The sequence below is a fragment of the Solibacillus merdavium genome, assembly GCF_014836935.1.
Lineage (GTDB): Bacteria > Bacillota > Bacilli > Bacillales_A > Planococcaceae > Solibacillus > Solibacillus ferritrahens.
In genome coordinates this window covers 503559-530021 of record NZ_JACSPW010000001.1, presented here as the reverse complement: position 1 = coordinate 530021, position 26463 = coordinate 503559, and the positions used below count along the sequence as shown (strand labels likewise).

General features: G+C 38.1%; 32 protein-coding genes and 1 riboswitch. Of the genes, 11 read left to right on the top strand and 21 right to left on the bottom strand.

Going from position 1 to position 26463, the window contains the following annotated elements; translation table 11 throughout:
- Window positions 1-137 precede the first annotated feature (137 nt).
- Window positions 138-1091 (top strand): alpha/beta hydrolase, encoded by a 954-nt coding sequence (locus H9632_RS02490; protein ID WP_191702536.1) that lies wholly within the window; start codon window positions 138-140, stop codon window positions 1089-1091.
- A gap of 134 nt (window positions 1092-1225) precedes the next feature.
- On the opposite strand, the gene H9632_RS02485 is transcribed toward H9632_RS02490, so the two are convergent.
- Both H9632_RS02485 and H9632_RS02480 read right to left on the bottom strand, forming a co-directional pair.
- Window positions 1226-1699 carry an S-ribosylhomocysteine lyase gene (locus H9632_RS02485; protein WP_191702535.1) on the bottom strand — a complete coding sequence of 158 codons (474 nt, stop codon included), beginning with the start codon at window positions 1697-1699 and terminating at the stop codon, window positions 1226-1228.
- A gap of 165 nt (window positions 1700-1864) precedes the next feature.
- Window positions 1865-2083, bottom strand: coding sequence for a YneF family protein (locus H9632_RS02480; protein WP_191702534.1), 219 nt, complete (start codon window positions 2081-2083; stop codon window positions 1865-1867).
- 213 nt (window positions 2084-2296) lie between these two features.
- Between H9632_RS02480 and H9632_RS02475 the strand changes: the two genes are divergently transcribed.
- The 6 genes from H9632_RS02475 to H9632_RS02450 all read left to right on the top strand — a co-directional run bounded on the left by H9632_RS02475 (window position 2297) and on the right by H9632_RS02450 (window position 6004).
- The gene (locus H9632_RS02475; RefSeq protein ID WP_191702533.1) at window positions 2297-2647 is read left to right on the top strand and encodes a lmo0954 family membrane protein; all 351 of its coding nucleotides are present in this window, start codon (window positions 2297-2299) and stop codon (window positions 2645-2647) included.
- A 13-nt stretch (window positions 2648-2660) separates the two neighbouring features.
- Window positions 2661-3287, top strand: a complete 627-nt coding sequence (locus H9632_RS02470) for a PspA/IM30 family protein (protein ID WP_191702532.1) — start codon at window positions 2661-2663, stop codon at window positions 3285-3287.
- Window positions 3288-3354: 67 nt separating this feature from the next.
- Window positions 3355-4029, top strand: a complete 675-nt coding sequence (gene liaF, locus H9632_RS02465; protein WP_191702531.1) for a cell wall-active antibiotics response protein LiaF — start codon at window positions 3355-3357, stop codon at window positions 4027-4029.
- Window positions 4026-5051: a sensor histidine kinase gene (locus H9632_RS02460; RefSeq protein ID WP_191702530.1), complete on the top strand. Its 1026-nt coding sequence runs from the start codon at window positions 4026-4028 to the stop codon at window positions 5049-5051. Before liaF ends, H9632_RS02460 begins: the two co-directional genes overlap by 4 nt.
- Window positions 5044-5673 carry a response regulator transcription factor gene (locus H9632_RS02455; protein WP_191702529.1) on the top strand — a complete coding sequence of 210 codons (630 nt, stop codon included), beginning with the start codon at window positions 5044-5046 and terminating at the stop codon, window positions 5671-5673. The genes H9632_RS02460 and H9632_RS02455 overlap by 8 nt, the downstream gene beginning before the upstream one ends.
- Window positions 5674-5689: 16 nt before the next feature.
- Window positions 5690-6004 (top strand): acyl-CoA dehydrogenase, encoded by a 315-nt coding sequence (locus H9632_RS02450; RefSeq protein WP_191702528.1) that lies wholly within the window; start codon window positions 5690-5692, stop codon window positions 6002-6004.
- Window positions 6005-6366: 362 nt separating this feature from the next.
- On the opposite strand, the gene H9632_RS02445 is transcribed toward H9632_RS02450, so the two are convergent.
- Both H9632_RS02445 and H9632_RS02440 read right to left on the bottom strand, forming a co-directional pair.
- Window positions 6367-7059: a tetratricopeptide repeat protein gene (locus H9632_RS02445; RefSeq protein WP_225223651.1), complete on the bottom strand. Its 693-nt coding sequence runs from the start codon at window positions 7057-7059 to the stop codon at window positions 6367-6369.
- A gap of 89 nt (window positions 7060-7148) precedes the next feature.
- Window positions 7149-7478, bottom strand: a complete 330-nt coding sequence (locus tag H9632_RS02440) for a heme oxygenase (RefSeq protein WP_191702526.1) — start codon at window positions 7476-7478, stop codon at window positions 7149-7151.
- A 127-nt stretch (window positions 7479-7605) separates the two neighbouring features.
- Here H9632_RS02440 and H9632_RS02435 point away from each other — a divergent pair, with 127 nt between their 5' ends.
- A complete protein-coding gene (locus tag H9632_RS02435) occupies window positions 7606-9048 on the top strand; it encodes a bifunctional metallophosphatase/5'-nucleotidase (RefSeq protein ID WP_191702525.1) in 1443 nt (480 codons plus the stop codon).
- A 54-nt stretch (window positions 9049-9102) separates the two neighbouring features.
- Here the strand turns inward: H9632_RS02435 and H9632_RS02430 are convergent, their stop codons facing one another.
- The gene (locus tag H9632_RS02430; RefSeq protein ID WP_191702524.1) at window positions 9103-10323 is read right to left on the bottom strand and encodes a hypothetical protein; all 1221 of its coding nucleotides are present in this window, start codon (window positions 10321-10323) and stop codon (window positions 9103-9105) included.
- Between the two features lie 205 nt (window positions 10324-10528).
- Here H9632_RS02430 and H9632_RS02425 point away from each other — a divergent pair, with 205 nt between their 5' ends.
- The gene (locus H9632_RS02425) at window positions 10529-11059 is read left to right on the top strand and encodes a hypothetical protein (protein WP_191702523.1); all 531 of its coding nucleotides are present in this window, start codon (window positions 10529-10531) and stop codon (window positions 11057-11059) included.
- A 19-nt stretch (window positions 11060-11078) separates the two neighbouring features.
- Complete coding sequence (locus H9632_RS02420) at window positions 11079-12617, top strand: flotillin family protein (RefSeq protein WP_225223620.1); 1539 nt, start codon at window positions 11079-11081, stop codon at window positions 12615-12617.
- 289 nt (window positions 12618-12906) lie between these two features.
- On the opposite strand, the gene H9632_RS02415 is transcribed toward H9632_RS02420, so the two are convergent.
- The 12 genes from H9632_RS02415 to H9632_RS02360 all read right to left on the bottom strand — a co-directional run bounded on the left by H9632_RS02415 (window position 12907) and on the right by H9632_RS02360 (window position 21542).
- On the bottom strand, window positions 12907-13977 hold the full coding sequence (locus H9632_RS02415) for a branched-chain amino acid aminotransferase (RefSeq protein ID WP_191702522.1): 1071 nt from the start codon (window positions 13975-13977) through the stop codon (window positions 12907-12909).
- Between the two features lie 144 nt (window positions 13978-14121).
- Entirely contained in the window at window positions 14122-14793 is a 672-nt protein-coding gene (locus H9632_RS02410; RefSeq protein WP_191702521.1) for a hypothetical protein, read from the bottom strand.
- Window positions 14790-15284 (bottom strand): ECF transporter S component, encoded by a 495-nt coding sequence (locus H9632_RS02405; protein ID WP_191702520.1) that lies wholly within the window; start codon window positions 15282-15284, stop codon window positions 14790-14792. The genes H9632_RS02410 and H9632_RS02405 overlap by 4 nt, the downstream gene beginning before the upstream one ends.
- On the bottom strand, window positions 15271-15699 hold the full coding sequence (locus H9632_RS02400; protein WP_191702519.1) for a bifunctional adenosylcobinamide kinase/adenosylcobinamide-phosphate guanylyltransferase: 429 nt from the start codon (window positions 15697-15699) through the stop codon (window positions 15271-15273). The genes H9632_RS02405 and H9632_RS02400 overlap by 14 nt, the downstream gene beginning before the upstream one ends.
- Window positions 15651-16247, bottom strand: a complete 597-nt coding sequence (locus H9632_RS02395; RefSeq protein ID WP_191702518.1) for a histidine phosphatase family protein — start codon at window positions 16245-16247, stop codon at window positions 15651-15653. Before H9632_RS02395 ends, H9632_RS02400 begins: the two co-directional genes overlap by 49 nt.
- A complete protein-coding gene (cobS, locus tag H9632_RS02390) occupies window positions 16220-17002 on the bottom strand; it encodes an adenosylcobinamide-GDP ribazoletransferase (RefSeq protein ID WP_318247658.1) in 783 nt (260 codons plus the stop codon). Before cobS ends, H9632_RS02395 begins: the two co-directional genes overlap by 28 nt.
- 3 nt (window positions 17003-17005) lie before the next feature.
- Window positions 17006-17548, bottom strand: coding sequence for a bifunctional adenosylcobinamide kinase/adenosylcobinamide-phosphate guanylyltransferase (locus H9632_RS02385; protein WP_191702516.1), 543 nt, complete (start codon window positions 17546-17548; stop codon window positions 17006-17008).
- 65 nt (window positions 17549-17613) lie between these two features.
- Window positions 17614-18567, bottom strand: a complete 954-nt coding sequence (locus H9632_RS02380; RefSeq protein WP_191702515.1) for an ABC transporter substrate-binding protein — start codon at window positions 18565-18567, stop codon at window positions 17614-17616.
- Complete coding sequence (locus H9632_RS02375; protein ID WP_191702514.1) at window positions 18554-19114, bottom strand: hypothetical protein; 561 nt, start codon at window positions 19112-19114, stop codon at window positions 18554-18556. The genes H9632_RS02380 and H9632_RS02375 overlap by 14 nt, the downstream gene beginning before the upstream one ends.
- 157 nt (window positions 19115-19271) lie before the next feature.
- Window positions 19272-19453, bottom strand: a riboswitch (cobalamin riboswitch).
- A gap of 52 nt (window positions 19454-19505) precedes the next feature.
- Complete coding sequence (locus H9632_RS02370) at window positions 19506-19916, bottom strand: Fur family transcriptional regulator (protein ID WP_191702513.1); 411 nt, start codon at window positions 19914-19916, stop codon at window positions 19506-19508.
- Entirely contained in the window at window positions 19913-20779 is an 867-nt protein-coding gene (locus H9632_RS02365; protein WP_191702512.1) for a metal ABC transporter permease, read from the bottom strand. The genes H9632_RS02370 and H9632_RS02365 overlap by 4 nt, the downstream gene beginning before the upstream one ends.
- 16 nt (window positions 20780-20795) lie before the next feature.
- The gene (locus tag H9632_RS02360) at window positions 20796-21542 is read right to left on the bottom strand and encodes a metal ABC transporter ATP-binding protein (protein WP_191702511.1); all 747 of its coding nucleotides are present in this window, start codon (window positions 21540-21542) and stop codon (window positions 20796-20798) included.
- Between the two features lie 110 nt (window positions 21543-21652).
- Between H9632_RS02360 and H9632_RS02355 the strand changes: the two genes are divergently transcribed.
- Window positions 21653-21886, top strand: coding sequence for an isopropylmalate synthase (locus H9632_RS02355; protein ID WP_191702510.1), 234 nt, complete (start codon window positions 21653-21655; stop codon window positions 21884-21886).
- A 110-nt stretch (window positions 21887-21996) separates the two neighbouring features.
- Here H9632_RS02355 and H9632_RS02350 read toward each other — a convergent pair whose 3' ends face one another.
- The 4 genes from H9632_RS02350 to H9632_RS02335 all read right to left on the bottom strand — a co-directional run bounded on the left by H9632_RS02350 (window position 21997) and on the right by H9632_RS02335 (window position 26452).
- A complete protein-coding gene (locus H9632_RS02350; RefSeq protein WP_191702509.1) occupies window positions 21997-22608 on the bottom strand; it encodes a pyroglutamyl-peptidase I in 612 nt (203 codons plus the stop codon).
- A gap of 12 nt (window positions 22609-22620) precedes the next feature.
- Complete coding sequence (dacB, locus tag H9632_RS02345) at window positions 22621-24039, bottom strand: D-alanyl-D-alanine carboxypeptidase/D-alanyl-D-alanine endopeptidase (RefSeq protein ID WP_191702508.1); 1419 nt, start codon at window positions 24037-24039, stop codon at window positions 22621-22623.
- Between the two features lie 123 nt (window positions 24040-24162).
- Window positions 24163-25050, bottom strand: a complete 888-nt coding sequence (locus H9632_RS02340; protein ID WP_191702507.1) for a deoxyribonuclease IV — start codon at window positions 25048-25050, stop codon at window positions 24163-24165.
- An 85-nt stretch (window positions 25051-25135) separates the two neighbouring features.
- Window positions 25136-26452 (bottom strand): DEAD/DEAH box helicase, encoded by a 1317-nt coding sequence (locus H9632_RS02335; RefSeq protein ID WP_191702506.1) that lies wholly within the window; start codon window positions 26450-26452, stop codon window positions 25136-25138.
- Window positions 26453-26463 lie beyond the last annotated feature (11 nt).

Sequence of the window (26463 nt, the reverse complement as noted above, 5' to 3'; positions counted from 1 at the left end):
TATATATAGTTGCTTAACAAAATTTTATCAAATATTCCTTACTTTTCACACAAAATATTCTACCGCCAATTTCCTACATAATATTTGATTTATCCTAAAAATTCATTGAATATTAAATTAAATAAGGAGTGATTTCCATGAAAAAACGCACATTAGTATTATCAGGTAGTATCGTAACAACTTTGCTGGCCGCCGCTACTACAGTGACAGGTGTCTTCATGACGAATCGCATTATGTATATTAAGAAAAAAGATGATGCGTTTATTAGGGAGCGTGAAATAACAGCAAAACGCTTTGACGAAGCATGGTATGACGGCTGTTCAAAAGAAATATTAACGATTAATTCCCCAAATGGCTATACAATTAGCGGCATCTTTCTGAAACCGTTGGAAACGAATAATACAGTAATTATTTGCCATGGGGTAACTGAAAATAAAATCAACTCAATGCGGTATGCACGTATGTTTGAACGTCTTGGCTTTAACGCAGTCGTTTATGATCACCGCCGCCATGGAGAGTCACAGGGTAAAACAACGAGTTATGGCCATTATGAAAAATTCGATTTACAGGCTGTAGTCGATAAAGTCCGGGAACTTACAGGAGAAGATGCTTTGTTAGGTATTCATGGCGAATCAATGGGTGCTGCCACGACATTACTTTATGCCGGCACTCTGGCTGATAATGCGGACTTTTATATTTCGGACTGCGCTTTTTCAAACTTTCCCCAGCTATTAAAACGAATTTTCGAAAGTGTCGTGCCGATTGATGCAAAATATACACTTCCTTTTGCAGACTTTTTCATGCGAATTCGCGATGGCTATTCTGTCAAAGAAATCATGCCCATTGATGCGGTAAAGCAAATTGAACGACCTGTTCTGTTTATTCATAGTGAACCGGATGATTTCATTCCTTCGTCAATGACTAAAGAACTATTTGAACAAAAACCCGAGCCAAAAATGATGAAAATTTTTGACAAAGGAGAACATGCGAAATCATTCAATGAAAACCCAGGAGATTATGAACAAACAGTCGCAAAGTTTTTACATGATTATGTACCCGCATATCGTAATGAAACGGAAACACTGCTGTAAAATACAGAATCCGCCAAATAGTTTGGGTCATATTTTTATAAAACCCACTTTAAAATCAAAAGCAGTTTAAATTTTACTAATCGTAAAAATTTAAACTGCTTTATTTCTATTCCGCATATTATAAGATCTTTCGTTTACTGCTCATTAAAAACGATATGCCATTCATCACGTTTATCCAAAAATTGTTTCGCCAGCTCTTGTGCACCTTCCAGGCTATGGCTTGCTGCCCAGCCGCATTGCACTTCGTTACAAGCAGGTACGGATGTAGCTGCTAAAACATCATCCAATGTTTTTTCCAAAATCGCTAACACACCTTCATAATCATCATAATTCATAAATGCTACATAAAAACCTGTTTGACAACCCATAGGTGAAATATCGACTACTGCATCACTATGGTTGCGGATCCGGTCTGCCATTAAATGCTCCAATGAATGCAATGCAGGCATTTCCATATGTTCTTTATTCGGCTGTTTAAAGCGAATATCGTATTTTGTCACGACATCTCCTTTAGCCCCCTCTTTTGTTCCTGCTAAACGTACATATGGTGCAACCACTTTCGTATGATCTAAATCGAAGCTCTCTACATTCGTTTTTTCTGTTGTCATCTTTTTGTCCCTCCAATACTTACAATCCTTATAAGGATAGACTAGAATCATATCCAAATCAATAGAATATTCAGATTTTTAACTCTAATTTAATGAAGCGCCAAATTTTCACAAAACAAAAACTACCTCCATCACTCTTAAGAATGCAAAAGGTAGCTTAATTTATTATTTATCTTGGAACTTGTTCATTTGAGACATCATTTGACGTACTTGTTTTTCCGACGGTTTACGTCCCATTTGCGCCATCATAACGCGAATCATTTGTTCATTAATTGGCGGGTTCTCTTTCAAATACTTAAACATATATTGACGAGCCGCGTAGAAACCTATTGCTACACCAGCGATTAATGCAACTACAATACCTAAAATCCATGCCCATGTCATAACTAAACTACCTCCTCCATTACATATGTACCGAGAAAAACTCTCCAACAAGCATTATACAATAAAAGTTATTACGTTTCTATATATTTAATTTGAGTTATATGTCTGAGTTCCAATCAGCCTCCAGACCTAGATGAAAATACAGTTGCAGGTCGTTATTTAGTTTTAGTAATTAAAGTAACATTAAGTTATCAAATACAAGGAGGAACACAAATGAAAAAGTTTTTCTTATATTCTGCTGGTTTCGTCGCAGCAATTATTGCACTATGCCTATTGGCACCAGTAGTCGCACTATTAATATCAGGTGCACTTTTAGCAGCCGGTCTACATTATTACACGGAAAGCACATCTACATTTGGGAAAGTAATGAGTTTAGTTGTTGCATTTGTAGGATTAGTTAGTGCAATTTCAAACATTCCTGGTTTTATTGGTCTAGTGGCAATTGGAATTATTTTTTATATTTACAAATCACGTAAAAATGAGAAAGTCGAAATTTTTACAAGCAATAAAGAAGAGGATCCATTTATGAACTTTGAACGCGAATGGGCAAATTTAAACAAATAAGGGGCGAAACATAATGAAAAATTTATTCACAAAATTTAAATACTCGATTCAAGCGGACTTACATGATTTATTTGATAAAAAAGTAGAAAAAAATCCAATTAAGATGTTAAATCATTACATTCGTGAAGCAGAAAAACAAACGGAGCAAACTGGCAAACTGCTTGCACGTCAGGCACATCTAAAAAAAGAATTGGAGTTACAGCTATCTCAAACAGTAGAGATGCTGGAAAAACGAGAAAAGCAACTACACTTAGCACAGGCTAGCGAGGAAGTAGAACTCATTACTTTTGCACAGGAAGAAGTTGCTGCCTATACTGCACGTAAGCACACATTGCTGACAAGCATTGATGCAGCAAACGAGGAATACTTTGCTTTGGAACGCAAGTTTGAAACAATGAAGCATAAAATTAAAGATATGAAAGTACGCCAACTTCAGTTAATGGGGAAAGAAAATGTTGTACGTGCCAACCATCAGATGGACAAAGTGTTAACTTCCAATAACAATGAAAACTTCGATGAACTTTCGATATATATCGATGAGCTCTCTCAAAATATCGAGCGCAAATATGAAGTGACATCATTTGAATCCCGTTTAGCTCAGTTGGAAAAAGAACAAAAGCTCATTGAACAACCAAAATAATGCTATAATGTTTTAAAGGAGAAGGCGTCGTGCTTTCTCCATTTTGCTCGTTTTAGGAGGAGGCAATATGCCGAAAATTACGTCAGATCAGCTTACGATAATCGTTATTAGTATGGCACTTGTCGTTTTGATCGAATTGACACTATTCAATAATAGCAGTGTATTTTTACTCGTTGTCGGTGCAATTCTATTATTCTACAGCTTTAAAAAGAAAAAACAATACTCACTCTGGGCCGGTCTCATCTTAATATTCTTTGCAATAATTCATCTATGGACATTACGCCTTTTAATCATCGGTTCATTAATTTTTTTACTCTACCAATACTTAACGAAAAAAGAAAAAATTATAGAAATCAAAAATCAAGTAATTGATACGGCCGGAAAAAATAAATTGATTGGCACTACGGGCATCCCGACAGAAAGCTACCAATGGCGTGACATTCACATTCAACGCTTCATTGGAGATATTACAGTTGATACAACAGAAACGATTTTACCACAAGGGAAATCAATTATTGTCATTAATCAATCACTAGGAAAAGTGCGGATTACTGTCCCGTATGAAGTATCGCTTCAGCTCCACTATTCTACGATATATGGTGAGGCAAATTGCTTACACTACTCGCCTAAGTTATGTATAAATGAGCAGTTCTATATTGAAGATGGCGACCCGGATGCAAAACGTGTACTCGTACTGTACGTTACTTCCTGGATAGGCGATGTGGAGGTGCAACGCGGATGATTGCATTTATTGCTCGATTCTTCGTACTCATTTTAATTTTTGCCTCTTTTACAATGAATATACTAATTTTTGTACTTGGACAGCCAGAAGAAGAAACGTGGCGCTTTTTATGGGAAAATGTTGATTATGACATTCCATTGCTTGGAATTATCGCCATTAGCGCTACCGGTATTAGCTTCTTCATTGCATTATGGATGGCTGTCACCGTGAAAATAAAGGAAAATCAGACGACACGGATCGTCAAAAAAATTGCAGAACCTGATTTTGCACAAAAATTAAAGAAAACTAACGGTTCTTTAAATAAAGCATTGCGTGATGCCAACGAATTAATTGATACCCAGCGTGCTTCTCTGCAACGGCTTTCACATGAGAAGGTCGAAACAAATGATGCAATCGTTCAGGAGCGGCTTCTTGCAGAACGTCAACGTCTAGCACGTGAGCTCCATGATTCCGTATCGCAACAGCTTTTTGCAGCTTCCTTGCTATTATCTGCCCTGACAGAACAGCAGCAAGACGAGCACGCCCAAAAACAGCTGGCTCAAGTAGAAAAGGTTGTCCAGCAAGCCCAGCTTGAAATGCGGGCACTGCTCCTGCATTTACGCCCAATTGCTTTGCACAATAAAAGTCTGGCAGAAGGATTGGAAGATTTAATTGTCGAATTACAGGAAAAAGTCTACTTTAATATTGATTATCAAATAGAGGAAATCAATTTATCTAAAGCGGAGGAAGACCATTTATTCCGTATTGCACAAGAAGCATTATCCAATACTTTAAGGCATGCAAAAGCGACAGAGGTTGAACTGTTATTAATTGCACGTGATCAGTTAGCCATTTTACGGATTCAGGATAACGGTCTTGGTTTTAGTAATGATGGCGACAAAACATCTTCGTACGGATTAAGAAATATTGCCGAGCGAGCTGTCGAAATTGGGTGTACGTATAAAATCGTCTCCGTTCCAAATGAAGGGACCATTGTAGAAGTAAAAGTTCCGATCAAAAAGGAGGAACAATTAAATGATTAAAGTTGTCATTGTAGATGATCACGAAATGGTACGTATCGGTGTCGCTGCCTATTTGTCAGCACAGCCTGATATCGAAGTCATCGGAGAAGCAACAAACGGTGAGGAAGCGGTTGAAAAGGTGCTATCATTAAAACCTGATATTGTCTTGATGGATAATGTTATGCCAATAAAAACAGGGGCGGAAGCGACAGCCGAGATTTTAGCGCAGTGGCCGCAAGCGAAAGTAATGATTGTCACAAGCTTTATTGATGACGACAAATTATATCCGGCACTTGAAGCAGGGGCTGTCAGTTATATACTGAAAACGAGTAACGCAAAACAAATTGCTGAAGCAATCCGTAAAACGATGGCTGGTGAAACAGTACTTGAGCCTGAAGCTACGACAAAAGTAATGGCCCGTATGCGCGGTACTGTACCTGCTTTGCACGATCATTTAACAGACCGGGAAATGGAAGTGTTATTGTGTATGACTAGGGGTCTTGCCAATCAGGAAATTGCCGAAGAGCTATTTATTGCACTAAAAACGGTAAAAACACATGTAAGCAATATTTTAAGCAAGCTCGAAGTACAGGATCGTACACAAGCAGTCGTTTATGCATTTCAAAACGGCTTAGTTAAGTAAGGAGGTTTGTTATACGGTGACATTCACATATGAAAAATTTGCACAGGATGGGACCCTTACATTATTGGATCCCCTCTTCACACTATTGCTGATTTTTTCAGCACTGTTCATTATTGTGCTGCTGCGCTTTGCAATAAATCCTAAAATCATGTTATTTATTGGTGCATTAATTATTTTGCTAAGTGCACAATTGCAGTCAATTGAAGGCATTTTGGCAGATGAACTTAATTTAGTCGGTTCATCGAAGAATTTTTACTTTTTTATTGCAATCGTCGTGATACAAGTTGGATTAATAGTGTTTGCATTTGTGAGGGACAAAAAGAAGAAATAACTTATAGTGGAAAAGGCTGTCTTGAAGGGATTTTTAAGTCCTTTTTAGATAGCTTTTTTTCTCGTTTTACGATATTAGAAGTTTTCACAGTTTATTAGAACATTCGGTGGGGATTTTAGAACTTCTGGGGAAGATATTTGAATATCTGATACCTTTATTTGAAAATCTCGGAGATATATTAGAAGATCAAAACTATATTAGAACTTTTTTTAGTTTATTAGAAAATCACGGACCGATATTAGAACTTTTTTAACAAGAAAAACTCACGAACCTACTTATTGAAACCGTTCGTGAGCCCCATTTTATTTCAGATCATTTAATTGTATCTAATGTTTTTTACAGCGAGCAACTGTACGCCTCTCCTAATTGAAAAGATATTCTTTTAAGTTTTCTAATGTTGAATCAATGCCATTGCGAAGTGAAGCTTGGTCTTCACGGCAAGTCTCGATTGCCTTTTCAATAGTAACGAGTGCCTGCTCTAAAAATGGCTCAGCATTTAAGTCTTTATAAAGTCTTGTTAATACAAGTGCCTTGTTCCAATACCAGCGTGCGTTATCCGGATCCAGATCAATGGCCCGTTCTATGTAAACCATTATCTCAAAAGGAGACCAATTAAACCGGTTCATCGTCTGACCTGCTATTCCGTAATAAAGTGCTTTATTCGGATTATGCTTTACTGCCTCGATAAAACAATGAACACTTTCATCATATTGATGTGCCATTAAAAACAAATGACCTTGTACATAAAACGACTGTGCTTTCCGTTTATCATCGGCTGTTCGTGCATCATGCTCAAGCTGCTTCACTTTAGCTGAAAATTCCTGTTCGTCTTTAATGCTTCGCAATTGTTCTAGTTCATCATTTTCTTCATAGCTTTCATTGGCACGTTCAATACTTTGCGTATGTTTCTCAGTCGGCTTAGGGAAATTTTCATACTCGTATTTTTTAAATAAATTTAAAAATTGTGTAGCTAATGCGTCATTGCCGTCCTGTAACTGACGTGTAGACTCTTCATAGCATTTCAAAAATTGCCCGTCATAAAAATATTTTTCCATTAATAACACGAAAAGCACCTTCCTAATCTTGATGAATCATCGTATGAAAAAGAAGCGCCCTAATCATCATTAGGACGCTTTTTTTTAACTTATTTTGAAATAGTGCCTGCTACTTCAGCAATAATAATTTCTGAACCTAGCATTGGAGAGTCACCTTGCTCACCATGACCTTGTCCTTCAGATGGACGTTTATGTGACTCTTTAAATGCATCACTTTCACGCCATACTGCGAAGCTTTCTTTCGAATCCCAGTACATTACGACACTCATTTCATCATACTCTTCAAATTGAGTCGAAACTAATACTTCAACCTTTTGGAATCCTTCAAACTGTTGTAATGGACCTGGTTGCACAAATTTTGGCGCCATCATTTCGGCAAAGCCTTTTTTTACTTTAATGCGGTTTGTTACTGTAATCATTATTCCAACTCCTAAAATTTAAAAGTAAGTGTATTCACTTTTTATTAAAGCACTTTCATCACTGTTGCGCAATAATTCACACACGCTATAATGAAGGAAAATGAATAGTTGAAGGAAGTTTTTACATATGCAGTTTTCTATTATTGCCACTAGTGACATACATGGCCATACAGAGCGGTTTTCGCAGCTTGCTCAAATGATTTCAAAAAGACAGCCTGCATTGTTAATTGATAACGGTGATTTTCTTCAGGGCAGCCATTTAAGCTACTATTACGACCATATTATACATAAACAGCATCCTCAAATAGAGCTGGCTAATAAGCTCGGCTATGATGTTGGCATTTTCGGAAATCATGAATTTAATTATCCACTCGAAAAAGTGCGAAAAATACAGAAAGCCTGTAACTTCCCATGGATAGCTGCCAATATTACAGGCTTTGCAAAACCGTATTTTATAAAGGAAATTCACGGAATACGGATAGCGGTAGTAGGCGTTGTGACGCATTTCACGAAGCTTTGGGATGAAGTAAACACGATAAAGAATTTACATTTTGAACAGGCATTTGAAAGTGCGAAAAATACTGTGAAGTACGTACGAGAAGTAGAAAAAGCCCAATTCGTAATTTTAAGCTATCATGGCGGCTTTGAACGGGATTTGCATAATGGGAATCAAATTGATCTTGAACATGGGGAAAATGAAGGCTACCGCATGCTTTATGAAATAGAGGGTATTGACGTATTCATTACTGGTCATCAGCATTTAGAAATCGCGACAAAGATTAACGGAATTTCTGTCGTGCAGCCTGGAGCGAATGCGCATTGCTTTGCCCAAATCGATGTAACGATAGAAAATGACCAAATAATTCACGAACCATCTCTTGTACACGTGGATTCAAACATTCCAATACAGCCCTTTCCCGAATTTAACCACTGGAAAAGGGAAGAAATCGGTAATACAGAAAACGATTTAACATACTCGGATTTTTTTACTCCGCGAATAATATCAACATCGTACACGCAATTGATACATAACATGCAGCTTCATTATTCAGGAGCTCAGATTTCTGTCATTGAGCTCCCCTACCATTCATCAGGCGGCTTTCACAAAGTTATAACGCGGGAACAAGTTATACACAATATGCCGCGCGCCAATCGTTTGCTAGTTGTTGAACTGACTGGAGCTGACATTCGCGAAGCAATTGAACAAAGCGCAGCCGTCTTTGCACTGAATAACAAAGGCGAAGTCGATTTTAGTCTTTCTGTTTTTTATCCAGAGCCGCAGCCTTATATTTATGATTTATGGGGTGGCATTGACTATGAAATTGATTTAAGTAAACCAGTCGGACAACGTGTAGTTAAACTAAACTATAATGGTTGCCCTATACAAGACACTTCATTGTTTGAAGTAGCGGTCAACAGCTACCGCGCGACAGGTGCCCATCATTTCCACATGTTTAAAAAGCAGCCTATTCGTAAATCAAAAAAATTCATACCTGACTTAATGATGGAATATATTGAACAGAACAGCCCATTAACAGTAGAGCTAAAAAACTTTTTTACAATGAAATAAATACTCAAAAATAGCGTATGTCGCTCCGAACAAAACGACATACGCTTTTAATTGCTACCTTACTATTTCCCCATTGGCATCATAAAACTTCAATCCAAAACTCGTATTTCTTTGAGGTAGGTAAATTGCTTCAATCCCAGCTTTCCCTTGCTCTACCTGAAACTCTATTTCCTTACTAGCATGATCAATCAGCACTCCTTTAACAATTGGATGTCCTTCTGTAAACGCCATAACATAGATTGCTTGCCCATCGTTACGAACATGATAAATACCTGTTATTACTGGTGTATTCTCACCCAACGATGTAAAGTCTGTAAACTGGTAGTAGTTATCCCCTTTTTGAAATTTCACTAGCATATGGTTTTGCTGCTCTTTAATTAAGGCAAAACGGCTATTATCAAATGTTGCTGCCGAAATGAATTGAGCTTGATCAGTAGGTAACCCCGCCTCTTTTATTGCTTTTATACTTGATATTGATAATGTCGTTTCATCGTTAGCATAAAAATGAGGAAGCGGTTTAAAAAGGAATACTAATGTCGCAATTACGATACCTATATTCAAAAGAGTAATCCACAAAAGCTGACGCTTTAAAATATTTTTTATAATGAAAAAAATACTAAGGATATACATACATACGATGACAGTTTGTAACGTACGATTGACTAAGAAAAATTTCTGGTTAGCTGGCATCTGTTCTGCTTTCGTAGGTTGATAATTGGCTAAAATAAGCGCATCTAATACCGGAACCAATTCAGGTAATTGTTGGAACCTCCTTACTTGTGAAAAGGCATCCGCTACTTCTGTAATACTATGAGGCTCCAGCATAAATTGGCGCATATAAAATAATAATGTCGCATACAGCATCCCCTGTTTCTCTGTTACGTCAGGAATCTCATATGTTGAATTAGTAATATGCTCAAAAGCTAGTTGCAATTTCCAATCACTCGTCCGCAAATATTCTACTCGTTCCGCTGCTGTTATTTCTTCGTCCTCTATAATTGTTTGAAATTGAAGTTTCCTTTCCATCATTTCGTTGACTGCATCCTGTCCTTCTACTTTGCTTGAAATACTAGCTGACATTTTTAATTCAGGATTCTGCTCATTAATCGTCAGAAAAATGAATAAAAAAATCGTAAATGTTACTACCGTTGAAATAACGACAGGTAACATCGTTTTACGTTGCTCACGAACTTTTTGCTGCGTTTCCATCTTTTTTAATTTTGATAAACCGTGTCCCTTATATGATTCCTTCATGGCCTCTTTAATTGGATCCATATAGTTCACCTTCCCTTGTTAACTCTATGCCGAGCATTTGACGTGCACGACGCAATCTTGTCTTGACCGTATTGACAGCGAGATTTAAGGAAGAGATATTATTTTTAACTTTCAATTTGTTATTCCTTTAAAATTTTGTTTTTTCTGAAACTTTTTCCAGTTCCATCCGTATTTACTAATACAAAGGACTTAAGGAGGTGACAACTTGTTTGGGTATTCCATTGAAACCATTTATTTAACCATCTTAATCGTTATCGGATGCTGTACGATTCTTTATTTATTTTTTGCAGATTTTGCTGATGTATCTATCGATGGACTTCCTTTTTTAGATCCGGCTGTTATCCTTTCGTTTATCACATTCACTTCTGCTGCCGGTTATATTTTTGAGCGTTTTACAGGTTTTACAAGCTTCATCATCTTAATAATCGCATTCATTATAGCGTGTTTACTCACAGCACTTCTTTATTATTTCTTACTCGTTCCTTTACGCTCAGCTGAAGTATCTCTTGCTTATACAGATGAATCGCTTGAAGGCCAGGCTGGAAAAGTCATTGTACCTGTTCCTTTAGATGGCTTCGGGGAAATCGTAATAGAATCCGCAAACGGTATCATTTCCAAACGTGCGGCGAGCTTTCATCATGTAGAAATTCCATATGATACAAAAGTTTTAATAATCGAGATGCGTAATGGTACGGCAATGGTTGCGGTTTATGAGAAAGAGGAGTTTCAATTTTAAATTTTAGGAGGAAAAGTACATGTCAAGTATTGTAGAAATGTCAGGTATTTTAATTGCAGTGGGGGTTGTCGTATTTCTGATTGTTGCTCTTGTAGCGGTTTATATAATGAAATACCGTACAGCAGGTCCAGATGAAGCATTAATCGTAACAGGTAGTTATTTAGGGAGTAAAAATGTACATACAGACGAATCAGGTAATCGCATTAAGATTATCCGTGGTGGTGGTACATTTGTGTTCCCTGTCTTCCAACAGGCAAAACCGCTTAGTTTACTTTCTAGTAAATTAGAAGTAACAACACCTGAAGTATACACAGAGCAAGGTGTACCGGTTATGGCAGATGGTACAGCCATCATTAAGATTGGCGGTTCCATTGCGGAAATTGCTACAGCTGCCGAACAGTTTTTAGGGAAAGCAAAGCAAGACCGTGAAAGTGAAGCACGTGAAGTACTAGAAGGTCATCTGCGTTCTATTTTAGGATCGATGACTGTTGAAGAAATTTATAAAAATCGTGATAAATTCTCGCAGGAAGTACAGCGTGTCGCATCACAGGATTTAGCAAAAATGGGCTTAGTCATTGTTTCATTTACGATTAAAGATGTCCGCGATAAAAACGGCTATTTAGATTCACTCGGTAAACCTCGAATTGCTCAAGTTAAGCGTGATGCTGATATTGCAACAGCTGAGGCGGATAAAGAAACACGTATTAAACGTGCTCAGGCAGCTCAGGAAGCACAACAAGCCGAATTAGAGCGCGCTACTGAGATTGCAGAAGCTGAAAAAAATAACCAGTTAAAAGTGGCTGAATTCCGTCGTGAGCAAGATATCGCAAAAGCTCGTGCCGACCAGGCTTATGAATTGGAATCCGCACGTGCAAAACAGGAAGTAACAGAACAGGAAATGCAAGTTAAGATCATTGAACGTCAAAAGCAAATCGAATTAGAAGAAAAAGAGATTCTGCGTCGAGAAAAGCAATATGATTCTGAAGTGAAGAAAAAGGCAGATGCTGATCGTTATGCTATCGAGCAAAACGCAGAAGCCCAAAAACGGAAAGAGCTAGCGCAGGCAGATGCTGAGAAATATCGTATCGAAACACATGCACAAGCTGAAGCAGAACGTATTCGATTAGATGGTCTTGCTAAAGCTGATGCAGAGCGTGCACAAGGTACGGCAGAGGCAGAAATTATCCGTCTACGCGGTCTTGCGGAAGCAGAAGCGAAGGAAAAAATTGCAGAAGCGTTTGAACAATACGGTCAGGCAGCTGTCCTTGATATGATTGTGAAAATGTTACCTGAATATGCAAAACAAGTTGCAAGTCCACTTGCCAATATCGATAAAATTACTGTTGTTGATACTGGAGGCGGTGCAAATGGTGGCGCCGGTAAAGTTACAGGCTATGCAACAGACTTAATGGCCGGTCTGCAGGAAACTTTAAAAGCATCATCTGGTATTGATGTAAAAACATTAATCGAATCATATGTCGGTAAAAATGCATTTGAAAAAGCAGCTCCCGTTTCTCACGAAAGATTTAACCATGTAGAGGAATTAGTGGAAAAATAAAGTGAAAATAGTGACCGGGACCTAAGTAGAGAATTTATTAAATGAGCAGAAACTGTATAATAAAAATAATCTTTATTAAAATTGGTTGAAGTGAAGGGTCGACTCCAGCGGGACCAGCGAAATTATTTTGCTACGAGTAATCGCAGGAGCACGACGCCTGAGACGTTCGTGTAAGGCCGTGCCCGCGGAAAGCGTACCCGTAACGGAAACCAATTTTTAGGACATTCAAAAAACTACAATTTTTCTCCGCGGAGAAAAATTGTAGTTTTGTTTTGTCCCGGCCTCTAAATTAGATTTTAACCGTCCAGCCAAATGGATCTTCCATTTTACCGTACTGAATGCCTGTTAATGTATCATACAGCATTTGTGTCACTTCACCAATTTGGCCGTTGTTGACTGTAATCACATCATCCAGCCACTTTAATTCACCAACTGGAGAAATAACTGCAGCTGTACCTGTACCGAACGCTTCTTCCAGCGTACCGTTTTGGGCTGCAGCGACAATTTCTGCAAACTCGATTGCACGTTCTTCAAGCGGAATGTTTTTTGATTTTAATACTTGAATCATCGAGTCACGTGTAATACCGGGTAAAATACTGCCATTTAATGCAGGTGTAATGACTGTTCCTGCAATTTTGAAGAAGATGTTCATGCTTCCTACTTCTTCTACATACTTATTTTCCTTACCGTCTAACCATAATGTTTGAGAGTATCCTTGTTTTGCGGCAAGTTCCGAACCTTTTAAGCTTGAAGCGTAGTTACCCGCTGTTTTTGCTTCGCCGGTACCCCCAACTACAGCACGTACATAATGCTGCTCTACTAAAATTTTAACCGGGTTAATGCCTTCTTTATAATAAGAGCCAACTGGTGACATAATAATCATGAATTTATAGCTTTTCGCAGGGTTTACACCTAAATAGCTTTCCGTTGCAATAATGAATGGACGAATATAAAGAGATGTACCTGGTTCTGTTGGTACCCATTCGCGGTCCACTCGGATTAATTCCTTTAATGCTTCCAGTGCAAAATCCTCATCGATTGGTGGGATGCAAAGGCGTGCATTTGAAGTATTCAACCGTTGGAAGTTACGTTCAGGACGGAATAATTGTACGTCACCTTGCTCTGTCATGTATGCTTTTAAACCTTCAAAAACCGCTTGTCCGTAATGAAATACCATTGCAGCAGGGCTTAATGTAATCGGTTCATAAGGTTCAATAGATGCATTATGCCACCCTTTACCTTCTTCATAATCCATTACAAACATGTGGTCCGTAAAAATTTGACCAAAACCAAGCTTTTCTGCAGGTGTCTTTTCTTTTTTGTTTGTTGATAACTCAGTTGTAATTTGGTACGTTGTCATAATTCATGCTCCTTAACTTATTGAAATTGATACACTCTATCATACCACTTTATTTTTAGAATATTTAGTATTTTTTAATTTTAAACAAAAAATATTTTTTCCTAGCAGTTCAAATAGTTTTCGAGCATATTTCGGCATTTAAAATTAATTCATTTTTACAATTCCAGTTAAAGGTGCTGTCATATTATTTTTGAAAGTCTCCTCGTGTTCCTTTTTTACTGCGACTAGAACAGCACATGATGGTCCGGCCGATATTTCTAAATTGATATGTGCACTGTATCCTTCACCGATAAAGCGCTTAATTTCGGCACCAATTCCTTTTGAACCTGTAGGCCAGATTGCTTCAATGACCCCACTTTGTAACCCTTCGAACAGCTCTTTTAAGTTTGCAATTTTGTGAAGGTTTTTCATTACATCATTGCCTACTAGCGGTTCACCGACAACATAATACAGGCAGTTCGACCGATCACCGTTAAATTGCTTTTTCCCTATTATTGTTAAGGAGACAGCCGACTGCAGAGCGGAGAAATTCGTTTCACTCGAGCCGGTCAATGGTGGCATATTTAACGCCATTTCATTAAACGTCTTTTTAAACCCTTCTGCATACTCATTCCATACGTTGTCACCCGAAAAGTTGGCCATTAATAACTGTACAGGGATTGCCCCCGCACATAACTGCTCCAAAATGGCGGTACGTGCTGTAAAATATGCTGTAATTTCATTTGGCACTTTCACAAGATCATGCTCTTTTGTTCCAATACATCCTGAATTATCGATTGTTACGATTAACCCGTTTACTTCTATCGCGTTTCTCATGCGTTCACTCCAACACGCTGTACAACGTTTTTAATGAGCGGCATTACGCCAATGGCAATGAGACAGTTCACTAATGTTGCAATAGAAAGTGAAGCAATGGATCCGATATAAAATGCCGGCGAAATAAGGAAGTAAAATGGTAGTGGTGCAATAACTCCATTTCCAATTACGACAAATATCCATTTTGAAATATGCAGTCCTTTTCGATGCATTACAGCGAAAATTGCGACAATAATGAACATCTCTACTGCAATAATGATATGAAAAACACCCAATGGAAAGCCGGATGTGAGTCCTGTTGCAATATGACCGAGTGATCCTGCTGCGCCTGCGAAAATAGGCGGTAAAAAAATGGCACTAATAAATGCGGGAGCCGAATCCAGTGCTGCTGTTGTAACAATGCCTACCGGTATTTTAATAAAACTTCCAATCGCACACATTGCAGCGATTAAAGCGGTTAAAATGATATAACGTAATTTAGTTTTGTCCATAATGTGCTCCTTTTAAAATTTGTGGAATACCGTACCATACACGAACAACCGTATGCCCTTCGTTGCAAAGCTTTTGGTATAGTCGACCACAAGTATCTCTTAATTGACGTGCTTCCTTTTCAAGCGGCACTATCCCCCTGCTCGTATCTGTACAAATACAAAATACTTCAGCGAGTGCGGAAGTTTCAGCAATACGTTCAAAAATCTGCTGTGCAACCAGCTCCTCTGGCTGATGAAGATGCGGTAATACAATCTGTTCGAAATTGCTAATAATAATTCGTTTATCTTCAGTTTCTTCCTCTATCCGAGGTAATATCCCTTCGTATTTGACAAGCTTTTTTGTCGGTAATTGTGCAATTAAATCCTCTACATATGCTCGTTTACCGTTATGTGCGCCTCCGAGTATAATGAACATCTTGCACCTCCTATAAAGTCTTCAATGGAATCCCAGCTAAGCGTATAAATTGTTCGGTGGTTGGCAATCGTTTGCTGAAATGTCTGCTCTGTAAAACCATATTTCGCAAGCAGTATCCGAATGACACCACCATGAACAATCAATGTATATTCTTTCTCTTGTTGAACAATTTCATGAACACCCGTTAAAACGCGCTGTTGAAACTGTAAAAAGTGCTCCCCGTTAGGAGTTGGCATATTTACCGGATCATCTATCCAGGCCCGGTAAGTATCGTTATGCTGTAGTTGTTCATATGTACACATTTCAAAATCCCCGAAATGCAGTTCCCTTAAGTTTTTGTTTTGATAATATGAAGCATGCGGAAAATAGCATTGCGCTGTTTCACGGCAACGCAACAAATCACTTCCAAATACTTCATTTGTGTGGATTGGCATCTGTGCCTGAACCATCTTTAATATCGGCTCATCTGTCCAGCCAATATATTTTCTTTCTATATTCGCTTTTGTCTTTTCATGACGAATTAAATGCAAAGTAATACCGTCAGCCATAGTACAACCTCCAACCCTTCTCCTAAAGCACCGAGTAAATCACCGCTCATCCCGCCAAAATGCTTTTGCGTCCATTTCCGGTAAAAGAAAATAGATAGCAGCATAACAATAACTAAAATAAATAAGCTGTACATCGAAAAATAAATCCATACCCCTAAAAATAATATAGAAAAAAAGCTTATGATTAGCATCAGTTTCTTTGGAATGATAATGGATTTAAAATAAGCTGCGAGCCCTGTCTGCTTGGCCGTTTGCATCGTTAAAAAGTAAATGAGCATCCCTAAACGTGCAATAAAAGGGATAAAAATAATAAAGGGAATAATCTCCTCATGACCATTTAAAAGCATTTCATAAATAACACCGACTTTTAACAGCAATAAGCAAAAAACACTGATGACACCGAAAGCACCTGTACGCGGATCATCCAAAATTTCCAATCGTTTTTCTTTTTCACCATAGGAAAAAAAGGCGTCGCTCATATCAATCCAGCCATCTAAATGCAGACCGCCTGTCAGAATAATGAACATAATTACGATTAAAATCGCCAAAAGCAGACTCGAAATGTCACTATAACTTGAGATGACAAAAACACCACCACTAATCATTACGCCTATGAATAAACCAACGATCGGTAAGAAAGCGTACATCCATGTAACCGACTTGGCATTCATATCGAGCTGCCTCTTAATTGGTACTGCCGAGAAGAACTGCCATGCTAATAAAAATCCTGTAAAGCTGTTTTTCAACTTGCCCACTCCTTATTTCCATTGCTGTACAAGCTGATATTGTACTTCATATGCTTCATCGCTATGTTGGACAATCCACTGATGAAGTTCTCCCAAAAGTTTACGATATAAATTTACCTCATTATAACGAGAAGGCAATTCGTCTAACACTTCATTTGATACAACTACTATTGTAGCACCTTGCTGATGCCAAGCTAGCAATTGCTTTTGCAGCGATTCAATACAATTATTGATATATTCGCTATTTTTGCATTCTGCTTCATAGTTAAAAAGTACATTCGAAAGCCAGGTTGTCACACATTCAAAAAGCACGACTGCATCTTTTGAAAGTTGTTGTATCGTTAAAGGAATCTGTACTTGCATTTCCACCGTGTTCCAGGTAGCGTTTTGGTTTTGACGGTCCCACTGATGGCGGACAATCCGTTTTTTCATTTCATCATCAAATGATACTCCCGTAGCGACATAGTAAAGCAACTTATTTTCACCTAACCGCCTCGCATATTTTTCTGCAAAAGCACTTTTCCCGCTGCGTACACCACCTGTTATAAAAATCAATCGTATGCCTCCTTTCCAGTTCAAAAAGAACATGCCCAACTAAGGCATGTTCTTCTATTCTATAACTATTTAAACAATTCCGGATATACTGATTGTGCCATAATTTCTACTGCTTCACCAATACGTGGTCCAGGACGTGACATAATATCGCCATCCACTAAATAAACTGCCTTGTCTGTGACTGCTTGTATTTTATCCCACCCTGTACGTCCTAAAATTTCTTCGACCGCATTTTCCATATAAGTTGCAGGTGAAATAATAATTTCAGGATTGCGAGTAATAACATCCTCTTCTGTCACACTAATCCAGCTCGTCTGATCAGCATAAATATTTTCGATATTTGCATAATCCATTATTTCTTGCTGGAAAGTACTGTTGCCGGTTGTCCAAAGATCCGGAGCTGGGGACACTTCGTAATACACTTTTTTCTTCGTATCGATTGTTTCTGTTTTTTCTTGTACTGTCTTAATTTGTGCTTTAATATCGGCTACAACTTCTTCACCTTTTTCTTCGATACCCATTACTTCTGACAACTGAATAATATCTGAATAAACATCATCGAATGTCGTGGCAGAAGCAATAACAAATACTTTCAGACCCGCATCTTCCAGTTGAGCAATTTGTGCTTCCTCCCCAATTGTATATGCCACAACTACATCCGGATCCAATTCCAAAATTCGTTCTGCATTAATGACGGTAGACGTTGAAACACGTTCAATTTTTTGTGCTGCTTCCGGATATGTATCAAAGTCCGTTGCACCGATAATTTGTTCACCTACTCCTAGTTCAAACAAAATCTCTGTATTGCTTGGCTGTAGTGAAATAATCGTTTCCGGGACTTCATCAAATGTCACCTCAACACCACGGTCATCGACAACTGTATAAGGAGCGCCATCATTTTTGGTTGTAGCTTGCTCCTCATTTTTAACGTCCTTTTCTGTTTTTTCCTCATCTGATCCACATGCTGCTAGTAATAATGTTGCCGCTAATGCAACGACCCATTTGTTATTCAATTTCATTTGTTGTAACTCCTTTTTTCTTTTTCGTTGGATAAGATTTTGAGATAAATGGAATTTCTTCCTGCTGATGCTGTTGATTCATATAGACCGCCATGACAAAAAATACATTGGCAAGCAGCCCGAGAAAATCAAACAGAATTTCATCCACTTCTCTTTCTTCGCTTACTTTATGTAATGCCCTGTAAGACTTTTTCGCCTCGCTGCGACAAATATGCAGTCTTGCGGCACTTTCAATTCCCTGTGGCAGGACAAACTGCTGAATCGTTTCCCCGACTTCACTTACATAAAAATCGTATCGATCGCTTAACCATAGTAAATCTTCAGATGTAATAGCTAATTTACCGCGGACCGAACCATTGGCATGATAGGCTAGCGGCTGAATCTTTTTTAAATCTTCAAGCACAATCTGACCTAATGCATCATCGACTAATGTTGGAAATACTGCGCCGATTCGCGTTGTTAAAGAATCCGTCCGAATCTCATAGTCAACACAGCTTGATTTTTCCCGCATAAACGGATAGCAGGAATAACGAATATCTTTTTTCATATAGTTCTCCTCACTTCAAGTAGTGCCTCCTCGCAATTATTGAGTGAACGAAAAAAAGCCACCCAAGAAAATGGATGGCTTCAAAAATCAATAAAAGGGTGCAAAACGCTCATTCGATCAGTGATTGCCGTACATTCTCTTTAATTCCGAAGAGGGATGTTACGATAAGAAAAAGATTGGTCTCCTGGCTCTGCGTTTCACTTTACTCACAAGTACCTTCCCGCTATATTAGCAGTGGTATTACACTTATTTTCATCAACGCTTACAGTTACGGATATAGCTTCGGATTTACACCGAATTCCCATTTATGCATCATGCATCTTTTTCCTGCAAATTTATTCAATTTGTCTTTATCACTTTAGCATATAAAAAATTTTATGCAAACTACATTTTATAAACATTCAGGACATTTGCCGTAAATCTCAAATTTATGTGCTTCTACAGCATACCCCGGCAACTTTTCACCAAGCATTTCCATTGGGCAGACGGATAGCTCTTTTACTTTACCACAATCACGGCAAATAAAATGATGGTGATGGTGGTCTGACTCGCAGTGCATGCGGAAATTACGCTCACCGTTTAATTCCGTTTCTTCCAAAATATCAAGCTCGACAAAAGTCGCTAAGTTGCGATAGATCGTATCGAAGCTCATCCCAGGGAAATCCTTTTTCAATACTGACAGCAAATCACGGGCAGTCAAATATTTATCAGTAGCTGCAAACATATCCAAAATCAATTCTCGTTTATCGGTCTTTTTATAGCCGTTTTCCTTTAATATTTCCCACGCGCGAGTTGCATTCATAGTACTTCTTCCCCTTTCGATTTAATCGATACTTTTAGCACAATTTTTTTGATAAATATAACTAGCAATAAAATAATGATCGATGTGACAACAATTGTTCCACCAGGTGCTAAGTTTAAGTAAAATGCAGAAATCAATCCAATAATTACTGCCAGCTCTCCAAATACAATTGCTAAAATAATGGCTTCTTTAAATCCACGCGCCAACCGCATCGCAGCGGCTACCGGTAATGTCATCAAGCTTGATACAAGTAAAATCCCTACGATTCGCATACTTGCGGCAATGACTAATGCAACCACTACCATAAACAGCAGATGAATCCACTTTGCAGGTAAGCCACTCGCTTTAGCGTATTCTTCATCAAACGATAAAACAAAGAGTTCTTTAAAAAACAGAACTAAAAATAATACGACAACGACCGCAATCGCCATCACAACATACAAATCCTGCCGCGATACAGCGGAAACTGAGCCGAATAAATAGCTCATCAGATCGGTATTAAAGCCACTTGCCAACGAAATAAATATCGCGCTAATTCCGATACCACCTGACATAATAATCGGAATCGCAAGTTCTTCATAATGTTTATACAGTCGACGTAAACGCTCAATTAAAATCGAGCCACTTACAGATGCCACAATACCTAGATAAATAGGGTTTAGCAATGCCAGTCCTGCGAATGACTGACTTAAGTAAAGACTTCCAGCGATACCGGCAAGTGTTACATGCGATAAAGCATCTGCTATTAACGACAATCGACGAACAACGATAAACACCCCTAGAAGCGGTGCAATCACGCCAATAATCAATCCCGAGAAAAAGGCATTTTGTAAAAATTCATAGTTTAATATTGCTTCTATCATAACGGCGGTCTACTCCTTAATGAATCTTTCGAACAGAGTGACCGTTCCAGCTAGCGATCTGTTCTTCCGAAATCGTATCAAAATCATTTTTATATCCGTGGAAATGGATCGATTGATTTAGGCATGCTACATGACTGACACGATCCGAAACCGTATCAACATCATGCGTAACTAAAATCATCGTCATATTGTGATGCTTATTCAAGTGTGCAAGCATATCATAGAATGCCTGCACATTTTCGCGGTCAATTCCTACTGTAGGTTCGTCTAAAATAAGGAGCTTAGGGTCTGACACTAAAGCACGTGCGATAAATACGCGTTGCTGTTGGCCACCAGAAAGCTGCCCAATATTACGCTTCAAATATTTTTCCATACCGACATCCTTTAAAGCACCCTTCACTAAAATGTCAGCATCTTTTGGATATCGTTTAAATAACCCAACCTTTTGTACCAAACCGCTTTTTACAACTTCTTCAACTGTTGCAGGGAAACCGGAATTAAAGGCATTGGACTTTTGCGACACATAGCCAATCCATTCACGGTGCTTAAAATGATTGGCTTGTTCGCCAAATAATTTAATTTCTCCAGACATTGGCTTCAATAGACCTAAAATTAATTTTAAAAGTGTCGATTTTCCAGAGCCATTTTGCCCCATTAACGCCAAAAAGTCGCCCTCATGAACGCGTAAAGAAATATTTTTCAAAGCTTGTGTGTATTCATATTGAAATGAAACATCCTTCAATTCAATTAGTATTTTTTTCATATCGTTCGCTTCTTTCTAATTCAAAATCATTACGATTTACATCATGTTAGTATAATAGACTTTTTGGTTCATGTAAAGGAAATAAACTTGAAAGGATGATGACTATTCAAATGTTACAATGGTTTGAAAATCTTAAAGGAATGAATGATAAACAGTTACAGAAGTTTGCCAAACAACAGGAGCTTGAATTTTCTATTGAAGAAATTAAAAAGCTGCGCAAAATTTTAAGTAATGCTTCCATTACTTGGGGCATTTACGGGATACCACAAAATGTACGCGAGGAAATAGAGCAGCTGATCGGCTCCAAAAGATATAAAAAACTAAGAAAAGTAATCGGATTTTAGTCTTATCTGAAAGGCTATTGTGGCCAGTAAAAAAGCTTGGAATTTATAGTTAGTTCCTTTTTAAGAACTTTATAAATTTCCAAGCTTAGTTATTTAATAATATATTCCAATTAAACGTTTTCTATACATACTTCTAATGCAAGCTCTATTGCAGCTTCCAAATCACGTCCAGACCAGCCGGGTATTCTACCATGTTGGATAGCCAATTCAAATGACGCCGGTATATGGATAAACCCGGCAGCACGAATCGACTCATGATTTACTGCGTAATACAGTCCTTCATACATAATATTATTGCAGAGGTACGTTCCTGCTGAATTAGAGATCGCCGTTGGATACCCTGCCGAATTCAAACGATTGATAATTTTTCGTATTGGCAATGTTGAAAAATAGGCAACATCGCCATCTGTTCGAATTGATGCATCTTCAAATTCATGACCTGCATTATCTTTTTCTCCATCCTTTACATTGATGGCAACACGTTCCGGTGAAATTTTCGAAATACCTGCTGCAAGTCCCAGTGAAACAATGATTGTAGGCTGTACTTCTTCAATAAGGTTCAAAAATTGTTCAGGTGCTTTTTGAAAATCAACAGATAGTACATGCCCAACTACTTCATATTGACCAATAGTTTTCCCGTTCAGTGCCTGTACAATATCCATCGTTGGATTAATCGGATTTGTCAGGAATGGCTCGAATCCTGTTACTAATACTTTTTTCATCTCATTACACCTCTACAAATTTTTAACAAGCGCTGTCATTGTACGATCTATATATGCATTTCCGTTCGCCGTGTTATGCAATAAAATCGAGAATATATACTCTTTGCCACTTTGTCCTTTAATATAGCCTGATAATGTATAAACATTTGGGATATATCCAGTCTTCGCATAAATCCGGTTTTGTAAATTAGCGCTCGTTAAACGCTTACGCAATGTCCCTCCGACAAAACGTTCATCATTACCTGCGATTGGCAATGATCGATAAAACGTATTGAAATAAGGTTCTTTTTGAACTTTAAATAATAATTGGGACAAACTATTTGTCGTCACAAGATTTGAATTGGACAACCCTGAACCATCTACGATACGCCAATTATCCACAGGAATATCCAATGACTCTGCATAGCTCTTTAATAGCGTTACGCCCTTTTTCGTGCTTCCTTCCCCTAGCTGCTCCTTGCCCATCGCTTTTACGAGGATATCTGCAATACTATTATTACTCAGCTTCATAAATGCAGGGAAAATGGACGCTAAAGTACGTGATTCATTTGTGTAGAGCAACTTAGCCTTTTGTGGTACTTTACCCAATTGAATTTTTGAATCCTTTGAGAACTTGATGCCTGCACTTTGCCATGTTAGCTTAATTGCCTGCATCGTGTTTTGCGAAGGATCCTGCAGTGTTACCCACTCTTTTTTGCTACTCCCCTGTGGAATGTTTCCGGAAATAATAATGCGATTCGTATTGTAGGATCGTTTAATCGTAAGTGTATTTTTACTGCCTTTATTAACAGTTCTCGCCTGATTAGTAATTACCATGCCACTTAAATTCGGCTCCACTGAATAGCTTGGTTTAGCCCCAACTTTTCCTGGCTTTGCTGTAATAATAATTGTACTTGCATCAAAGTCAGCATTTTGAGACATCGTAATAGCTGATGTACGTGCACCGAAGTAATACGTCTCATCTGTTTTGTCGACTCCTGGCGGTAATGTACTGCCAGAAAAGGCTGTGTCATCACCTATTAAATGGCCGTTAATAGTCCGTATGCCATTGCGCTTCAATATTTTAGCAAACTCCTGAAAATCCTCTTTATTCAAAGTCGGATCTCCACTGCCTTTTATGTAAACGTTGCCGTTCAACGTTTTGTTGACAACCTTTCCATCAATAAATAAGTCTGTAGTAAAACGGTAATCTTCTCCTAAAATGGATAGTGCGGCACCACCGGAGATTAATTTCATATTAGAAGCTGGACGCATAAGCTTATTCCCATTTTGAGAATAAACGATTTTCCCACTATCAATATCGCGGATTGTCACCGCTGCATTGCTTTTCCCTAAGTTCGACGTAACGGCACCGCTGACCGAGGCGAAACCTTGAATAGGTAATGAAAAGAATAATGCAAATAAAATGATAAGTTGTATAACTTTTTTCATAACAGTACCCCCGTTTAATTTTTGAAATTTACAGTTAATTAATTATAGCAAATAATGTAATAAAAAAATGTAAAAAAACATACTTTGCATCAAATTCGTGCAAAGTATGTTCATTTATTCTTATTAATTACGCAATTGATCAATTAATGCTGGGCGGAATTCCCCATCACGTAGCATTGCAATTTCATGTAAATAAGGTGCTTTTTTATTTTTTGCATCAATACCGACAAATGGTGTTTCCAATATTTTAGGTAAATGCATTAGTTGCGGATGATGAACAATATATTTCATTGCATCAAAGCCAATTTCACCAAATCCAATATTTTCATGGCGGTCTTTTGCTGCACCGCGCACATTTTTTGAATCATTAACATGGATCACTTTTAAACGATCTAAACCAATCACTTTATCAAATTCATTTAAAACCCCATCAAAATCATTCACTACATCATAACCTGCGTCGTGAATATGACAAGTATCCATACAAATTGATAAACGTTCATTATTCGTTACACCATCTATAATACGGGCTAACTCTTCAAATGTACGACCGATTTCAGAGCCTTTTCCAGCCATCGTTTCCAATGCGATTTGCACAGGGTAGTCTTGTGTCAGTACTTCGTTTAAGCCTTCTACAATTCGTGCAATGCCTTCATCGACACCTGCACCAACATGAGCACCTGGATGCAAAACGATTTGCGTCGCTTCTAATGCTGCTGTTCGTTTAATTTCTTCTTGCAAGAAATTTACGCCTAGCTCAAATGTTTCTGGCTTCGTCGTATTACCTAAGTTAATAATATATGGTGCGTGCACAATAATATTCGAAATATTATTTTCCTGCATATGAAGTAAGCCCTTCATAATATTAAGCTCTTCAATCGGTTTACGGCGCGTATTTTGAGGAGCACCTGTATAAATCATAAATGTATTGGCACCGTAGCTTAATGCTTCTTCACTAGCGCCTAACAGCATTTTCTTACCACTCATTGAAACATGTGAACCTAATAACATTACTCTTCCCTCCAAATTTGCTGTCCATAAAAAACAAAAGAGACCGCAAAGAAATACATTCTAAGCAGCCCCTTGCGAAAATTATTTATTGTTCTCTATTATTACGACGCGCTTTAATACGGCGTTCGCGCTTCTTCACTTTTTCCATTTCCCACTTCATATTACGTTTATAGCCTGGTTTTACTTTCTTCGGCTTACGTACGAGGGCTTTTGCTTTTACATCGATTTCATCTTGCTTCCGCTCAGTCTTACGATTTGCACGCTGGTGACGGTCTTTTAAGTCTGTCCATTCACCATTTTTCACATCTTTTTGCTCAAATGGAATACCCATTTTTTCGATGCGTACTACTGCATCTTCATCTTCAGGCTGGAACAAAGTAATGGCTGTCCCTTTTGTACCTGCACGGGCTGTACGGCCCACTCGGTGAATGAAGAATTCTAAATCTTCCGGGATTTCGTAGTTAATAACGTGTGAAATACCTTGAATATCGATACCACGTGCAGCTAAGTCTGTTGCAACGATGTATTGGAATTCTAAATCACGAACTTGTTTCATCATTTTTTTACGATCACGCGGGCTTAAATCTCCGTGAATTTGACCGGCACGAATACCTTCTTCAGCTAAGAAGTTCGCTACAGCCTCTGCATTTTTACGTGTGTTACAGAAAATAACAGCTAAAAATGGATTGATTGCTTTCATAACTTCAAGCAGGCGGGTATTACGTGACTTAGAACGCACAGGTACTAATAGGAAGTTAATTCCTTCAGCTACAGGGCGTTTGTCATTCATATGAATATGGATAGGTGCATCCATATATTTTTTTAGGAATGGTTTTAATTTTTCTGGAATGGTTGCGGAGAACACAAACATTTCAAGCTTTTCAGGCATTGCGGAAGCAAATCCGTCAATTTCTTCAATGAATCCCATATCAAATGCTAAATCTGCTTCATCCACCACAAGTATTGGTGCCGTGTGTACGAGTAGCGCATTTTCTTTCACTAGATCCCTAATGCGTCCTGGTGTACCAACAACAATTTGTGGTTGAGTTTTTAAGCGGTCAATTGTACGTTGTTTATCCGTACCTCCGATAAATAACTTCGTTGAAATTTCCGTTCCTTCAACAAGTTGATTTAATGCATCAAAAATCTGTTGGGCTAATTCACGTGTTGGTGAAGTAATTACGGCCTGTACTTCTTGTTTTTCTTCTACAATACGCTCAACAATTGGCAATAAAAAACTATGTGTTTTCCCTGTACCTGTATGAGCTTGTCCAATCGCACTCTTTCCTTTTAGTACGAGTGGAATTATTTCTTTTTGAATTGGTGTCGGTTCTGTAAATCCAAGCTTTGCAATGGCGTCCTGCAAAAATGGCTTGAATTGATAATCAGTATATTTTGACATGTTTCGTACCT

What these genes read in the sequence shown, in the direction of transcription:
- H9632_RS02490 (WP_191702536.1), top strand. Translation starts at nt 138, where the DNA reads ATGAAAAAACGCACATTAGTATTATCAGGTAGTATCGTAACAACTTTG.
- H9632_RS02485 (WP_191702535.1), bottom strand. Translation starts at nt 1,699, where the DNA reads ATGACAACAGAAAAAACGAATGTAGAGAGCTTCGATTTAGATCATACG.
- H9632_RS02480 (WP_191702534.1), bottom strand. Translation starts at nt 2,083, where the DNA reads ATGACATGGGCATGGATTTTAGGTATTGTAGTTGCATTAATCGCTGGT.
- H9632_RS02475 (WP_191702533.1), top strand. Translation starts at nt 2,297, where the DNA reads ATGAAAAAGTTTTTCTTATATTCTGCTGGTTTCGTCGCAGCAATTATT.
- H9632_RS02470 (WP_191702532.1), top strand. Translation starts at nt 2,661, where the DNA reads ATGAAAAATTTATTCACAAAATTTAAATACTCGATTCAAGCGGACTTA.
- liaF (WP_191702531.1), top strand. Translation starts at nt 3,355, where the DNA reads ATGCCGAAAATTACGTCAGATCAGCTTACGATAATCGTTATTAGTATG.
- H9632_RS02460 (WP_191702530.1), top strand. Translation starts at nt 4,026, where the DNA reads ATGATTGCATTTATTGCTCGATTCTTCGTACTCATTTTAATTTTTGCC.
- H9632_RS02455 (WP_191702529.1), top strand. Translation starts at nt 5,044, where the DNA reads ATGATTAAAGTTGTCATTGTAGATGATCACGAAATGGTACGTATCGGT.
- H9632_RS02445 (WP_225223651.1), bottom strand. Translation starts at nt 7,059, where the DNA reads ATGGAAAAATATTTTTATGACGGGCAATTTTTGAAATGCTATGAAGAG.
- H9632_RS02440 (WP_191702526.1), bottom strand. Translation starts at nt 7,478, where the DNA reads ATGATTACAGTAACAAACCGCATTAAAGTAAAAAAAGGCTTTGCCGAA.
- H9632_RS02435 (WP_191702525.1), top strand. Translation starts at nt 7,606, where the DNA reads ATGCAGTTTTCTATTATTGCCACTAGTGACATACATGGCCATACAGAG.
- H9632_RS02430 (WP_191702524.1), bottom strand. Translation starts at nt 10,323, where the DNA reads ATGGATCCAATTAAAGAGGCCATGAAGGAATCATATAAGGGACACGGT.
- H9632_RS02420 (WP_225223620.1), top strand. Translation starts at nt 11,079, where the DNA reads ATGTCAAGTATTGTAGAAATGTCAGGTATTTTAATTGCAGTGGGGGTT.
- H9632_RS02415 (WP_191702522.1), bottom strand. Translation starts at nt 13,977, where the DNA reads ATGACAACGTACCAAATTACAACTGAGTTATCAACAAACAAAAAAGAA.
- H9632_RS02410 (WP_191702521.1), bottom strand. Translation starts at nt 14,793, where the DNA reads ATGAGAAACGCGATAGAAGTAAACGGGTTAATCGTAACAATCGATAAT.
- H9632_RS02405 (WP_191702520.1), bottom strand. Translation starts at nt 15,284, where the DNA reads ATGGACAAAACTAAATTACGTTATATCATTTTAACCGCTTTAATCGCT.
- H9632_RS02400 (WP_191702519.1), bottom strand. Translation starts at nt 15,699, where the DNA reads ATGTTCATTATACTCGGAGGCGCACATAACGGTAAACGAGCATATGTA.
- H9632_RS02395 (WP_191702518.1), bottom strand. Translation starts at nt 16,247, where the DNA reads ATGGCTGACGGTATTACTTTGCATTTAATTCGTCATGAAAAGACAAAA.
- H9632_RS02380 (WP_191702515.1), bottom strand. Translation starts at nt 18,567, where the DNA reads ATGAAATTGAATAACAAATGGGTCGTTGCATTAGCGGCAACATTATTA.
- H9632_RS02375 (WP_191702514.1), bottom strand. Translation starts at nt 19,114, where the DNA reads ATGAAAAAAGATATTCGTTATTCCTGCTATCCGTTTATGCGGGAAAAA.
- H9632_RS02370 (WP_191702513.1), bottom strand. Translation starts at nt 19,916, where the DNA reads ATGAATGCAACTCGCGCGTGGGAAATATTAAAGGAAAACGGCTATAAA.
- H9632_RS02365 (WP_191702512.1), bottom strand. Translation starts at nt 20,779, where the DNA reads ATGATAGAAGCAATATTAAACTATGAATTTTTACAAAATGCCTTTTTC.
- H9632_RS02360 (WP_191702511.1), bottom strand. Translation starts at nt 21,542, where the DNA reads ATGAAAAAAATACTAATTGAATTGAAGGATGTTTCATTTCAATATGAA.
- H9632_RS02355 (WP_191702510.1), top strand. Translation starts at nt 21,653, where the DNA reads ATGTTACAATGGTTTGAAAATCTTAAAGGAATGAATGATAAACAGTTA.
- H9632_RS02350 (WP_191702509.1), bottom strand. Translation starts at nt 22,608, where the DNA reads ATGAAAAAAGTATTAGTAACAGGATTCGAGCCATTCCTGACAAATCCG.
- dacB (WP_191702508.1), bottom strand. Translation starts at nt 24,039, where the DNA reads ATGAAAAAAGTTATACAACTTATCATTTTATTTGCATTATTCTTTTCA.
- H9632_RS02340 (WP_191702507.1), bottom strand. Translation starts at nt 25,050, where the DNA reads ATGTTATTAGGTTCACATGTTTCAATGAGTGGTAAGAAAATGCTGTTA.
- H9632_RS02335 (WP_191702506.1), bottom strand. Translation starts at nt 26,452, where the DNA reads ATGTCAAAATATACTGATTATCAATTCAAGCCATTTTTGCAGGACGCC.